This is a genomic window from Mesorhizobium sp. WSM4850 (assembly GCF_055811735.1).
Genome location: NZ_JBVVPV010000032.1, coordinates 38,208 through 51,432 on the forward strand (window position 1 = coordinate 38,208; position 13,225 = coordinate 51,432).

At 62.0% G+C, this 13,225-nt stretch carries 12 protein-coding genes; 7 read left to right on the forward strand and 5 right to left on the reverse strand.

The window, feature by feature from the left end:
• Window positions 1-51 precede the first annotated feature (51 nt).
• The gene (locus AC0L2Z_RS24715) at window positions 52-1,035 is read right to left on the reverse strand and encodes a TAXI family TRAP transporter solute-binding subunit (RefSeq protein WP_128168180.1); all 984 of its coding nucleotides are present in this window, start codon (window positions 1,033-1,035) and stop codon (window positions 52-54) included.
• A 117-nt stretch (window positions 1,036-1,152) separates the two neighbouring features.
• Between AC0L2Z_RS24715 and AC0L2Z_RS24720 the strand changes: the two genes are divergently transcribed.
• Window positions 1,153-2,025, forward strand: coding sequence for a MurR/RpiR family transcriptional regulator (locus AC0L2Z_RS24720; RefSeq protein WP_198032801.1), 873 nt, complete (start codon window positions 1,153-1,155; stop codon window positions 2,023-2,025).
• A 10-nt stretch (window positions 2,026-2,035) separates the two neighbouring features.
• Here AC0L2Z_RS24720 and AC0L2Z_RS24725 read toward each other — a convergent pair whose 3' ends face one another.
• Complete coding sequence (locus AC0L2Z_RS24725; protein WP_128168179.1) at window positions 2,036-3,358, reverse strand: aspartate aminotransferase family protein; 1,323 nt, start codon at window positions 3,356-3,358, stop codon at window positions 2,036-2,038.
• Window positions 3,359-3,452: 94 nt separating this feature from the next.
• On the opposite strand from AC0L2Z_RS24725, the gene AC0L2Z_RS24730 reads away from it, so the two are divergent.
• On the forward strand, window positions 3,453-4,310 hold the full coding sequence (locus AC0L2Z_RS24730) for a beta-keto acid cleavage family enzyme (RefSeq protein ID WP_128168178.1): 858 nt from the start codon (window positions 3,453-3,455) through the stop codon (window positions 4,308-4,310).
• Between the two features lie 112 nt (window positions 4,311-4,422).
• On the forward strand, window positions 4,423-4,698 hold the full coding sequence (locus tag AC0L2Z_RS24735) for a hypothetical protein (RefSeq protein ID WP_198032602.1): 276 nt from the start codon (window positions 4,423-4,425) through the stop codon (window positions 4,696-4,698).
• An 84-nt stretch (window positions 4,699-4,782) separates the two neighbouring features.
• Here AC0L2Z_RS24735 and AC0L2Z_RS24740 read toward each other — a convergent pair whose 3' ends face one another.
• A complete protein-coding gene (locus tag AC0L2Z_RS24740; protein ID WP_128168177.1) occupies window positions 4,783-5,469 on the reverse strand; it encodes a N5-glutamine methyltransferase family protein in 687 nt (228 codons plus the stop codon).
• Between the two features lie 373 nt (window positions 5,470-5,842).
• Between AC0L2Z_RS24740 and AC0L2Z_RS24745 the strand changes: the two genes are divergently transcribed.
• Window positions 5,843-6,517, forward strand: a complete 675-nt coding sequence (locus tag AC0L2Z_RS24745) for a LuxR C-terminal-related transcriptional regulator (protein WP_128168176.1) — start codon at window positions 5,843-5,845, stop codon at window positions 6,515-6,517.
• 48 nt (window positions 6,518-6,565) lie between these two features.
• On the opposite strand, the gene AC0L2Z_RS24750 is transcribed toward AC0L2Z_RS24745, so the two are convergent.
• Window positions 6,566-8,314 (reverse strand): PAS domain S-box protein, encoded by a 1,749-nt coding sequence (locus AC0L2Z_RS24750; protein WP_287260299.1) that lies wholly within the window; start codon window positions 8,312-8,314, stop codon window positions 6,566-6,568.
• Window positions 8,315-8,560: 246 nt separating this feature from the next.
• On the opposite strand from AC0L2Z_RS24750, the gene AC0L2Z_RS24755 reads away from it, so the two are divergent.
• On the forward strand, window positions 8,561-9,301 hold the full coding sequence (locus AC0L2Z_RS24755) for a helix-turn-helix transcriptional regulator (protein ID WP_023798571.1): 741 nt from the start codon (window positions 8,561-8,563) through the stop codon (window positions 9,299-9,301).
• 124 nt (window positions 9,302-9,425) lie between these two features.
• Here AC0L2Z_RS24755 and AC0L2Z_RS24760 read toward each other — a convergent pair whose 3' ends face one another.
• Window positions 9,426-9,962 carry a DUF982 domain-containing protein gene (locus tag AC0L2Z_RS24760; RefSeq protein WP_473629564.1) on the reverse strand — a complete coding sequence of 179 codons (537 nt, stop codon included), beginning with the start codon at window positions 9,960-9,962 and terminating at the stop codon, window positions 9,426-9,428.
• On the opposite strand from AC0L2Z_RS24760, the gene AC0L2Z_RS24765 reads away from it, so the two are divergent.
• Window positions 9,948-11,009 (forward strand): glycosyltransferase family 4 protein, encoded by a 1,062-nt coding sequence (locus AC0L2Z_RS24765; protein WP_473629565.1) that lies wholly within the window; start codon window positions 9,948-9,950, stop codon window positions 11,007-11,009. The genes AC0L2Z_RS24760 and AC0L2Z_RS24765 overlap by 15 nt on opposite strands.
• Window positions 11,010-11,053: 44 nt before the next feature.
• A complete protein-coding gene (locus AC0L2Z_RS24770; RefSeq protein WP_128168174.1) occupies window positions 11,054-13,216 on the forward strand; it encodes an amylo-alpha-1,6-glucosidase in 2,163 nt (720 codons plus the stop codon).
• Window positions 13,217-13,225 lie beyond the last annotated feature (9 nt).

Here is a 13,225-nt window from a genome sequence, read left to right on the forward strand (position 1 = left end):
TGGCCCCGGCGGATCAGCTGGACCCGCCGGACCGTCGTCAGGTCACGAAGCCTACTTCAACCAGCCCTTCTCCTTGAAGTATTTTTCAGCGCCCGGATGCAGCGGCGCGGAATTTCCTTCCGCCACCATCTTGGCGGGATCGAGATTGGCGAAGGCCGGATGCAGCGACTTGAACTCGTCGAAGTTCTCGAACACCGCCTTGGTCAATTGATAGACGCTCTCATCGGGAACCTTGGCCGAAGTGACCAGCGTGGCGAGCACGCCGAAAGTCCCGGTATCGTCGGGATTGTTCGCGTAGAGTCCGCCCGGAATGATCGCCTTGGCGTAGTACGGATTCTCGGCGACAAGCTTGTCCACGACTTCTCCAGTCAACGGCACCAGCTTGGCGGCGCAGGTGGTCGTCGGATCCTGGATGTTCGCTGAAGGATGGCCGACGCCGTAGAAGAACCCGTCGATCTTCCCGTCGCAGAGCGCCGGCCCGTGCTCGTCAGCCTTCAGCTCCGATGCGAGCGAAAAGTCGGCCAACGTCCAGCCCATCGCACCGAGCAGACGCTCCATGGAAGCGCGCGTCCCGGAACCGGGATTGCCGACGTTGAAACGCTTGCCCTTGAAGTCCTCGAATTTCGTCACGCCGGCATTGGGATGCGCCAGCACCGTGAACGGCTCCGGATGGATCGAGAAGACCGCGCGCAGGTCGGTATGGGGGCCACCGTCCTTGAACGATTCCAGTCCCTTGTAGGCGTTGTACTGGACGTCCGACTGGGCCATGCCGAAGTCGAGTTCGCCTTCCTTGATCGTGTTCACGTTGAATGCCGATCCGCCGGTCGATTCGACCGAGCAGCGGATGCCGTGTGTCTTGCGATCCTTGTTGAGCAACCGGCAGATAGCGCCGCCGGCGGCATAGTAGACGCCGGTGACGCCACCGGTCCCGATGGTAACGAAATTCTGCTGCGCCATTGCGCTGGCCGAAAACAGCAGCGCCGCCGACAAGGCGGCGATCTGCGCTCCGAGGCGTGCAGTCCGGGCATGTTTCATCTGGTTCTCCCTTGGTACTTTGCGTGCCGTCGCGGCCGTCCGGTGTTTTGGTGTCAAGGCACGTCGATGCATGCTACGATTGTTGCGCTTTATCAATCAAGGGAAATGCTTGTTACAATGGACAGTCGGGAGATGGGTTTCGACGCGCTTTTGGCGCGCATACTGACCGAACTCCCAAAATTGAGCTCGGAACTGCGCAAGGCGGCGCGTTTCCTGGTCGATCACCCCGACGAGGTGGCGCTGGTGTCCATGCGGGTGCTGGCCTCGAGATCAGAGGTGACACCGACGACCTTCGTGCGACTGGCACGGCGACTGGGTTTTGGCGACTGGGCGGCGCTGCGCAAGCCGTTCGAAGACCGGCTGCGCTCCGGCAAGGCGCCTTTCGCGGCAAGGGCCGATGCGCTTGTCAGGCGCAGGTCGGAGACGATCTTCGCCGAATCGCTGAGGACGACGGTGGCCAATCTGGCGACGGCCGAAGCCGTCAACGGCAGCGAAGAAATCGCAAGGGCCTGCGCGATACTGGAGAAGGCTCAGCGCATACGTGTCGCCGGGTTCCGAAGCTGCCGCGCGCCCGCCCACGCGCTTGTCTATCTCTGCCGGATGTTTCGGCGCGAGATCACGCTGCTCGGCGGCGACGGCGGTGCGATCGAGGCGGAACTCGCAGCGCTTGGAAAGAAGGAAGCGGTCGTCGCGATCGGCTTTTCGCCCTATTCGCGTGAACTCGGGCCCGTGGTGGAGGCTGCGCAACGACACAGCGTTCCGATTGTCGCGATCGTCGACAGCATGGCTGCTCCGATCGCGCGGCATGCGCAGGTTGTCTTGCGATTCTCTACCGACAGCCCGTCCTTCTTCCCGTCGGTAGCCGCAGCCATGGCTATCGTGGAAGCGCTGGCCGCAACGATGCTGGCGCGCAGCGGGCCGGCCGCGGCGGCTCGTGTCAGGGAGACGGAACTGGAGTTACAGGCGTTCGGGGCCTATCTGCCGGAATGAAGAGCGCTGGCTATGCCACCGCGGCGTCTATCGCGTCGCCGAGCCGTTCAACAACCGCGTCGATTGCCGCGGCGTCTATGATGAAGGGCGGCGCCAGCAACACATGATCGCCGCGCACGCCGTCGATCGTGCCCCCTGCGGGATAGACCAGCAGGCCGCGCGCCATCGCCTCGCGCTTGATCTTCGCATTGAGCTTCCGCTTCGGTTCGAAGGGCGCCTTGGTCGAGCGATCCTCGACCAGCTCTACACCCATGAAAAGGCCACGCCCGCGGATGTCGCCGATATGGGCATGGTTGCCGAACCGTTCGCCCAGCCGCCGCGAAAGATGCGCTCCCATCGCCCGGACATTGGCGAGCAGATCGTCGCGATCGATCACCTCCTGGACGGCGAGCGCCGCCGCGCAAGCCATCGGATGGCACATATAGGTGTGGCCGTGCTGGAAGAAGCCGGAGCCTTCGGCGAAAGCGTCGAAGATGCTGCGCGAAAGCAGCACCGCACCGATGGGCTGGTAGCCGCCACCGAGGCCTTTGGCGATCGTCATCAGGTCGGGCGCGACGCCGTCCTGCTCGCAGGCGTGCAGCGTCCCGGTGCGGCCCATGCCGCACATCACCTCATCGAGGATGAGGAGCACACCGTAGCGGTCGCAGATTTCACGGACATGCCTGAAGTAGCCGGGAACCGCGGGCACTGCTCCTGCTGTCGCGCCGACCACAGGTTCCGCGACGAAGGCCATGACAGTGTCCGGACCGAGTTCGAGAATTTTATCCTCGAGCGCCTGGGCGGCGCGCAGTCCGTAGGCCGCCTCGCTCTCACCGGCTTTCTGGTAGCGGTAGGCATAGCACGGGTCGATGTGATGCGTGTCGATCAGCAAAGGGCGGAATTGGGCGCGGCGCCACTCATTGCCCCCGGCAGCGAGAGCGCCGAGCGTGTTGCCGTGATAGCTCTGGCGGCGGGCGATGACGTTTCGCCGCTCTGGCCTGCCGGTCTCGACGAAAAACTGCCGTGCCATCTTGAGCGCCGCCTCCACCGCTTCGGAGCCGCCGGACACGAAGTAGGCGTGGCTGACACCTTGTGGCGCGCCCGCGACGAGCTTGTCGGCCAATGTCTCGGCCGGCTCGTTGGTGAAGAAGCTGGTGTGGGCATAGGCGAGCTTGTCGGCCTGCGCATGGAGTGCGGCCGTCACCTCGGGATGGCCGTGGCCGAGGCAGGAAACCGCCGCGCCGCCTGACGCATCGATATAGGCGCGGCCATCGCGGTCGAACAGTTCGATGCCCTTGCCGCCAGCCGCGACGGGCAGGCTCGCGTGGATCTGGCGGTGCAGGATGTGTGTCATGCCTTCCCCGATTGACGATGGCGCGATTTGCAGCGAACCTATCATGCAACATATGTTACACACTGTGCAATACTGAAACAATTGGACTGAGCCTATGACCGTCGACAGGGACGCGACCCGCCCCGGACTTATCTCACCGACGGCAATCGCCGTTGCGCCGAATGGTGGACGGCGTGGCAAGCAAGACCACCCTGCCCTGCCGATAGGCCCCCAGGAATTGGCCCGGACCGCCGCCGCCTGCCTCGAGGCCGGCGCCGCCATGATCCATACCCATGTCCGCGACCGCGACGGCGGCCATTTGCTCGACGCGCACGCTTATCGCGAGACGACGAAAGCGATACGTGATGCGGTGGGCGAGCGGCTGATCATCCAGATCACCAGCGAAGCGATCGGCCGCTACCAGCCGGCCGAGCAGATGGCGGTGGTACGCGCTGCCCGCCCTGAGGCGGTTTCGCTGGCGCTGCGTGAACTGGTGCCGGACGCCGCCCATGAGACTGATTTCGCGCAGTTCCTGGCGTGGTTGAAGAGCGAGCGGATCGCCCCTCAGATCATCCTTTACGCGCCCGAAGAGGCGTCGGCCCTGGCCGCCATGCAGCAGCGCGGGCTGGTGCCTTTCGACGACATCCCGGTGCTCTATGTGCTCGGCCGCTACACGCCGGGACAGGTTTCGCGACCGGCCGATCTGCTGCCCTTCCTTGCGCAGGACCGCCCGCGCTTCGCGCACTGGATGGTCTGTGCCTTCGGTCGGCAGGAAACCGCTTGCGTTGCGGCCGGTGCGCTGCTGGGCGGTCATGCCCGCGTCGGCTTCGAGAACAATTTTACCCTGGCCGACGGCACGACTGCCAAGGACAATGCCGCGCTCGTGACAGCGACCAGAGGCGCTCTGACTGCTTGTGGCGTCAGGATCGCCCAAGCCAACGACCTGCGCGCCGCTTGGTCGATCCAGGGCTAACCCTCGCCCGCACGCCTCTTCGGTCCGTCACATTTGTCGAAAATCTCTTTGCTACGCTGCAACCGAACTTTTTGACTGACGTTAGGGTTGCAGTGGCGCTGGGGAGGCCTTTATGCAGACGTACCTCGTCGAACAAATGGAGGGCGATGACGTGATTACGGTGCGTGTCATCAACGCGCCGAGCCCCTTCAAAGCCGCCGCCATGTCGACAGATCGACATGTTACGCTGCGAAGGTGGGAAAAGGATTGGATCCGAGTGACCGACGAGAACCGGGGACACATCTTTGCATACAGCTTTGTCTCCGACGCAAACCCAGACAACAGCGGGCTTGTAATAGCACCGAATAAATCAAGAAAAGCCCAAAAAGCTGATCAGGGACGCGAGTAAGCGCCACCTTTTTTGCTTTTTGCTGGAGTGCGCCAGAAGCGTGAACACCGCGAATTGAGCCAGCCGTTGCGGCATGGCTGACGCTCACGGCGTAGTATGTCCCACAACCACCCTTCCCTCGCCGGCTTCGTTCGTGACCGCCCGGATCCCGTGGAAGGACTTGGAGCGCTCCAGCAGACGCATGACCTGCCGGTCCTGGCCGAGACCGACCTCGAAGAGCAGGATGCCTCCGCGCCGCAAGTAGCGCGGCGCGTCCTTGATCACCCGCATATGGATGCTCAGGCCGTAGGGGCCGGCTGCAAACGCTTCACGCGGCTCGAGTTCGGTCAGATGCGCGCGGTCGCCCTCGAGCCGCTTTTCCGAAATGTATGGCGGGTTGCAGACGATCACGTCGATCGTGCCGTCGAGTTGCAAGCCCGAGAAAGCACTGAACAGGTCACCCCTCAGCACCGACACGCGATCTGCCATGTCGTGATGGGCGACGTTGCGGCGCGCGACCTCGACGCATCCATCGGTGAGATCGCTCGCCCAGACCTGCGCGGCAGGGGCGTAATGCGCAATGGCGCAGGCCAGATTGCCGGCCCCGCAGCACATGTCGACAACCCGCGGCGCCGACAGGTTCATTTGCCGCAGAACATCAAGTGCTGTCGTGCCGAGCAACTCCGTCTCCGGCCGGGGAACGAGCGCACCGGGCGCGATGAGCAACTCCAGCCCCATGAAGATGGTGCGGCCTCTGCGGTAGGCCTCGGCGACACTGATCTCTTCGCTCACGACAGCTCCCTCCCTGTCTTGCCGGTCGCAGTGCCCGACAATTGAGTGGAAGTTAAATCACTAAGTTGCCGATCGACAATCGAAAAACACGCCTCGCCATGGGCATTTGCGATCGCGAGTTATCGGCATCGTCTCAAAGGCGTTGGCACATGGTCCTGGAGGATAGGAACGGAAGATTCGACGTGCTCAGCGGCTCCCGTCGACAGGGTTCAAAAAAAGAGGAGCCTTACCTGCCTTTTAGGATTATATTAGCAATCTGGGCTTGCGGTGTTGGGGCACCGCTGGCGTTGACTGGATGAATTGACGAGTGATTGGCCACGACTCCAAAGGCCGGTGACCGTTCAATCCATTCAGGTTTCGTTGGGGTAGTTCAATGTATCGAATCGTCATCGCCGACGATCACGGCCTGTATCGTCGTGGCCTGCGCTTGGCTCTGAGCGCAGGCATTCCAGGTGTGGAGATATTTGAGGCGTCGTGTTTCGACGCCGCGCTCAGTCTGCTGGCCGAGCAGGCGTCCGTTGATCTTGCGATCCTGGACCTGAACATGCCGGGATTGTTCAATCAGGAAGTGCTCAGCGGCATTCTATCGGCTTATCCGGATACTCGATTTGCCATCGTTTCCGGAAACGATTCACGCTCGGAGATACTCACGGCTCTGTCGATCGGTCTCCACGGCTATATCGTAAAGTCGCAAAAAGACGAGGAGGTCGTCATGGCCGTCAACGAAATCCTCTCGGGCCGCATCTACGTCCCTGCACTTCTGTCGCGCCCCGGTGCTGCGCAAACAACTCACGTACCTGCTCCCGCCGAGCCTGTCCCGCAGCGACGCACCAACACCGGCAATCTTGGCAGGCTGACCTCGAGGCAAAAGGAGGTCCTCAAGCTGATGGCGGAAGGGTATTCGAACAAGGAAATCGCGCGCGATCTGGAGATCGCCGAAGCGACGACGAAAATCCATGCCGCTGCGGTTTTGCGTGAGCTTGGGGTGCGGAATCGGACGGAGGCTGCCGTTATGCTGAAGACGTGGTTAACGAGGGATATCAATTAACTAGAGCACCACGTTCTTTTGATACGCAAGGGGCTTGGCCCGCTGGCGTCAAGGGCCGATTTCCTTGCGCGACAGCCGCAGCGAATAGCGCAGCCCGTGATCCGTCATTTCCAGCTTGGGAGAGTGACCGACAAGCGGCGCCCCATCCACTCCGATTATCATTGAACCGAAACCATGGCGGACAACTTTTGCAGGCCGCCGCCGCCCTGATTCCATCCAATCGAACACGATGTCACCGCCCGCATCTTCCGACGCGAACGTCCAATTTACCTCGACCCGGCCCTTTGAATCGCCAAGGGCTCCATGTTTCAAGGAATTGGTCGCAAGCTCGTGAACAATCATCGCAAAGCTCTCGGCGGCGCCTCCCGACATCGTAACCGAGGGACCGCTGACAGATATTTCGCGTGTCCCCATATACGGTTGCAACTCCTGGGCAACGAGATCGTGAAGCATCCCCGACCCGCTGCTGTTGCCCGAAAGGAGCAGATGCGTTGCCTCGAGCGAACGAATCCTGTCGATGAGCGTCTCCTTGTACCTGGCGAGATTGTTCTCGGGATCATTGACCATGTTCACCAGTGCCGTGATCACCGGGAACAGGTTGATGAACCTGTGGCGTTGCTCGAGCATGATGCGCTCCCGCTTCTTTGCCGCGGCACGCAGCAGCGTGGTTTGCCGTCGCTCGGTCAGGTCGGCGGCCACGCCGAGCCGCTGTAGACGATCATCGTATTTCTCTTCCCTTCCGCGCAGAGCAACCCAGCGGATATGTCCGTCCGGGCGTCGGACGCGAATCTCGACGTCGTAGTTGGTGACCGATGCGAGCTTTCTCGATACGGCCAGCTTTGGCCAGTCCGCCGGATGAACGACGGCCGACAGTTCCTCCAACCGGCGGCTGCCGGCCGGAGGCAGTCCGAGAATGTCCCAGAACGCGCCCGAACCGGTAACGATGCCGTCTTTAAGGTCGATCCGCCACGTGGCCAGGCGTCCAGCAGACAAAGCGAGATCCAGCCACTCCTTCTGAGCCCGAAGCGCTTCGTGCACGGCTCGTCGTCCCGAGATATCGTCGACCACCACGAAAATGGTCTCTGAGAGAACCCCGTCGGGCACGGACAAAGACAGCGTTAGCCGCGCCCAGAATGCCGAACCGTTCTTTCTTGACAGACGCACCTCCGAAGCGAACGAAGCGGAGTCTTTGCCCAGGCCAGCCAGCAATTGCGCCAAGGCATCACGGTCGTCCGGGTGAACGAGTGTCTCCAGCTGCAATTGGGCAAGCTCGTCCTCCTCGTAGCCTGTCATCTCGCTGAGGCGTCTGTTGGATTGCAGCAGCTCACCTTTCTCGTTGATGTTTGCGAACCCCATGGCGGCGCGCTCGAAAGCCCAACGATAGCGGCTTTCGGTTGCTTCGACGGCAGCGAGCCTGGCTTCGGCTACCTCCAGCAGCTCACGCACGTCCTGCCGCAGCCGATGGAATGTCATGGCAATCACGCCACCGGAAATCAGAAGCAGGATGGCGCGCGCCCAATCTTCTCCGGAGATCTGACCATGCAGGGTGCTTCGTGTCCACAAGCCGGCAGCCACCATCAGGACCGTCGCCGCAAGCGCAGGACCACGGTCTTCAAGGTAGGAAATGATAATAATAGCTGGAATAAATTCCAGGAAACTCGACCCTTCTCCGATGTATGCTGACGCTTTTGTTTCAAATATCAGCGTAGCAGCCAGCACCGATGCGGAGGCAATGTGAGTTAGCAGTCTGCCTGTTGGGTTCAAATCCGACCTGCGCGACTGCCAGTTCATCGACATAGACTACTACCTTTTGACTAGGCCATCGAGACTAGAGCAAAAAACGTACAACCTAGTCCGACTGCGGGATTGCCATACCACTATCACAGCGCGCATTTTATCAAACAGGGGCGAACAGAACTCATCAGAATATAACGAGTTTCAAGACAGTAGGGAGCGCATTTTTTGCGAGCCCTGCGCAAGAAGACTGTTCGTAAATCCCGGGCAAGTTACTACGGGCTGATGGACCTTTGGGGAGGTTGGAAAATGGCTATGATCGATAGATACAGTGATGCCGTTGTGGGCGACCGGTACATCACGACAGGAACCAAGTATAACCCTGACGCGCAGGTGACGCGGCCCTCCTATGCTTATCCTTCAGCTCGTGCATCCGATCGGCCGGAGACAGAGGGCGACGAACCAAGGAGACGCAGCCTGGAATCCGTCACCGGCATGCTTGATCGCCTCGGCTGTGGCTATCTCGTACTAGACCGCGATAGAAAAGTAATCGAATGGAACGCGGCCGCTCTAACCACGCTGGAGCGCCCCACGCCGGAGCGCCCCACTCTGGAGCACAAAGGCGAAGCGGCTGATACAGCCAGTGTGCTTTCGGCAGCCCTAAGGCGGCTGGTCGCAAACGTCCCGGCGCCTTTCCTGCCCGGCTCCCTTTCCTGGGTGGTGATCCGCAGCACAGGTGACAGGCCGGTGGTACTGAAAGAGAACGGTCTTATCGCCCCCGATGGAACGAGCATCGTGGCATTGCTTGGCCGTGTGAACAGGTCGGGGCCAAACCCTCAGACACTGCAAAGGATGTTTGGCCTGACGAGCGCGGAAACGCATCTGGCTCTGCGTTTGGCTCAGGGCGATGCGCCGTTGGAGATCGCCCGCAGCTGGCGGCTCAGCCGCACCACGATCCGCTCACAGCTTGCCTCGCTGTTCGCCAAGACCGAAACGAGACGTCAGGCGGAACTGGTGGCTCTTCTGGGGCGGATTTCGGTCTTGCCATGATTTTGGGGTCGGCCTGGATCCAGGCGCCCAGGCATCCTGCGCACCGACGCAGATCGCCGCTGTCGCGGTGACGCTGCTCGCCAACTGGGCCGGTCGGCAAACTGGCACCTGGGAGCGCTGGCGTCTATCGCCGAGGCGTGTATGCGCTGTCCATCTTTTCGCCGCGTATCGGCAGCGCTATGTCATCATCCAGGAGCCGGGTGATCCGGGCAAAGCCCTTAAAAGCCTTTCTTGCTTCCTCGGCAGACATCCGACCTGCCAGTGCCGCAGCGCAGCAGTTCAGCGCGCATTGATACACCGGGCCGCGCCTACCCTTCGGCCAGTGGCGCAAAAACGTCATCGCTTCGCTGACATTGTCGATTTCTTCCACAGGCTCTCTGTGCCCGCGCGCAATTCGCACCGGCGTAAAGAATTCCAGGCGATTCATCTTTTCCTCCCGTCGATCGCGATGCGTTCGATCGAACCTTATTAAATTCACGGCCAGCCAATTGGTTCCCGAAAAACGCGAGAAATGGCAGCGGGCCGGCTGGCTGAATCGCCACTCATTGCCCGAGTTCTTGCCCCCGACTTCTTGGCCGTCGCGGGAACGTTCGGGGGAGTGGTGCATTTCGACATCAGCGATGATCTTTCTGGGAAATGCCAGTCTATGAAAATAGCCCATGTGGCGCCACTCCACGAATCCGTGCCGCCTCGGCTCTATGGAGGCACGGAGCGCATTGTCTCCTATCTGACCGAAGGGTTGGTCGAGCTGGGCCATGACGTAACTTTGTTCGCCAGTGGCGATACAAAGACCTCGGCAAAATTGGTGCCGTGCCGCGAGCGTGCGCTGCGTCTTGACCCAAGCCCGCTGAAATCCGAGACAGCCGCGCACCTTTCGATGCTTTCCGAGGTGAGGAAACGAGCTCACGAATTTGATATCATTCACTTCCACCTCAGCCATTTCCTGCATTTTTCCTTCTTCGAGCACATCCATGAGCGGACGGTGACGACGCCGCATGGCAGGCTCGACTATGTCGATCTGGCACCGGCCTATGAGCGTTTTCCGCGCTTTCCGATGATCTCCGTGTCCGGCAGCCAAAGGACGGGGCTGGCCGACGCCAACTGGCTGGCGACGATCCACCACGGGCTGCCGACCGAACTCTACAAGCCGGTTTTCGAGCCGGGCCCAGGGGAGCCCTACCTCGCCTTCCTTGGCCGGATGTCGCGCGACAAGCGTCCGGATCGTGCCATCGAGATCGCGCTGCGCTCGGGGCTGAAACTGAAGCTTGCAGCAAAGATCGGCGACGACGACCGGGCTTATTTCCGCAAAATGGTCGAGCCGCTGGTCGATGGTGATCGTGTCGACTATGTCGGCGAGATCGAGGAAGACAAGAAGGCGGAATTCCTCGGCAAGGCGGCCGGCCTCGTATTCCCGATCGACTGGCCGGAGCCGTTCGGTCTTGCCGTCATAGAAGCGATGGCCTGCGGCACGCCGGTGATCGCCTGGAAATCCGGCGCCTTGCCGGAAATCGTCGATCAAGGCGTGACCGGTTTTATCGTGGATTCCATGCAAGGCGCGGTTGCGTCGGTGCCCGACCTGCTGCGGCTCGACAGGCGGAAGGTGCGAACTGTCTTCGAAAGGCGGTTTTCTGCCAAAAGAATGACCCGCGACTATGTTTCCGCTTATGCGCGCCTGATCGGCGCCTCGGCCGAAGCAAGAGCGTCGTGAGCGGCATTACCTCAGGGGGGCGAAACGAGAGGGATATGTAGAGAATGGCCCAACTCGACGAGCGCCAGCTTGATCCCGCGGTAGCACTTGCGTCCCTGGACGCCACCGCACCTCGAGAGCCGCATCGGCTGTTCGCCCTCAAGCAAGGCGATTGTTTTGCCGTGGCCGACGCCTACGGCGATATCCGCGGCGCCGGCGACGGTTTCTTCCGTGACGACACGCGCGTGCTTTCCGAATTCCGGCTGACCGTCGGCGACCGGCAGACATCGCTGCTCGGTGCGTCGCTCAGCCAGGACAATGTGCTCTTCAACTCCAACCTGACCAATCTGCCGATGCAGAGCGTCCGCGGCCGGGACATTCCGCAGGGCGCGATCCATATCGAACGCGTCAGGCTGCTTTGGCAGGACCGGCTGTTTGAACGCATCATCCTTTCCAACTACAGCCAGGAACAGTCCACCATCCGCGTTTCGCTGCATTTTGCCGCAGATTTCCGCGACATGTTCGAAGTGCGCGGCTCGACAAGACTGAAGCGCGGCATGGCCCATGCCGCCGAGACGGATGCGACCTGCGTGCTGCTGCGCTACGACGGGTTGGACGGGCTGGCGCGGATATCGGCGATATCGTTCTCGCAGGCGCCAGACCAGCTGACGGGCGACCGAGCCGACTTCCTGATTGCCGTGACGAGGCGCAGCCGCAAGGTGCTGTATGTCGAAGTCGGTCCCGAAACGGCGGAAACGCCGAACCGCGATCGCTTCCGCGCCGCCGCGGCCCGGGCTCGCTTCGGCATGCGGGCCAAGCGCCGCCATGGTGGTACGGTGCACAGTTCCGGGCGCGTCTTCAACGATTGGGTCGAGCGCGCCCGCGCCGATGTGGCGCTGCTGACCACCGAGCTTACGACCGGACCCTACCCCTATGCGGGCATCCCTTGGTTTTCGACGGCGTTCGGCCGCGACGGCGTGATCTCCGCCTTGCAGATGCTGTGGCTCAACCCGGGCTTGGCGCGAGGCGTGCTGGCCTTCCTTGCCCAGCACCAGGCGACGGAGACATCGCCGTTCAGCGATTCGCAGCCGGGCAAGATCATGCACGAGACCCGCAAAGGCGAAATGGCGGCGCTGCGGGAGCTCCCGTTCGGCCGCTACTATGGCGGTGTCGACACGACGCCACTCTACATCCATCTCGCCTGCGCCTATGCGGACCGTACCGGTGACATGGCGTTCGTCGACAGCCTGTGGCCGTCGCTCTGCGCTGCGGCTGAATGGATCGAGGAGGCAAGCCGGCCGACCGGTTTCGTCACCTATCAGCGTGCCGCCGAGTCCGGCCTCGCCAACCAGGGATGGAAGGACAGCAGCGATTCCGTCTTCCATGCCGACGGCCGAACCCCCAGGGGACCGATCGCCCTGGTGGAGGTGCAAGGCTATGCCTTTGCCGCGTTCCGGGGGTTGGCGGCGCTCGCCCGCCGCCGCGGCGAGATCGACAGGGCCGATCATTGGGAGAGCAGCGCCGAAGCCATGCGCGCCGCTGTGGAGCGCCATTTCTGGCTGGACGATCTCGGCTTCTATGCCTTGGCGATCGACGGCGCCGGCGAGCCCTGCAAGGTGCGGACCTCTAATGTCGGGCACCTTCTCTATGTCGGCCTCCCCGCGCCGGCACGGGCGCAGATGGTCGCCGACCAGCTGCTTTCGGCGTCCTTCCATTCGGGCTGGGGGCTGAGGACGCTCGCCGACGATGCTGTGTTCTTCAACCCGATGTCATACCACAACGGCTCGATCTGGCCGCATGACACCGCCATTTGCGGCGCCGGTCTGGCACGCTTTGGCGAGCGTGAACACGTGATCCGGCTGATGAGCAGCACCTTCGAATCGGCGGTCCACTTCAAAATGCGGTTGCCCGAACTGTTCTGCGGCTTTACCCGCGCGCCGGGCGAGGCGCCGATCGCCTATCCCGTCGCCTGCCTGCCGCAGGCATGGTCGGCTGGGTCTGCCTTCATGCTGATGCAGGCCTGCCTCGGCCTCGAGATCGATGGCTGGGACGGCGAAATCCACGTCACCCGTCCCAGGCTGCCGATCGGCATCGACACGCTGACGCTGAGGCATCTTGGCGTTGGCACCAGGAAGGTGGATCTGACATTCCAGCGTGTCGGCGACAGGGTGGTCGCCTTTCTCGCCGACCGGCACGAGGGATTGGTGCCGCTCATCGTGCGGACCTAGTTTGGCTTT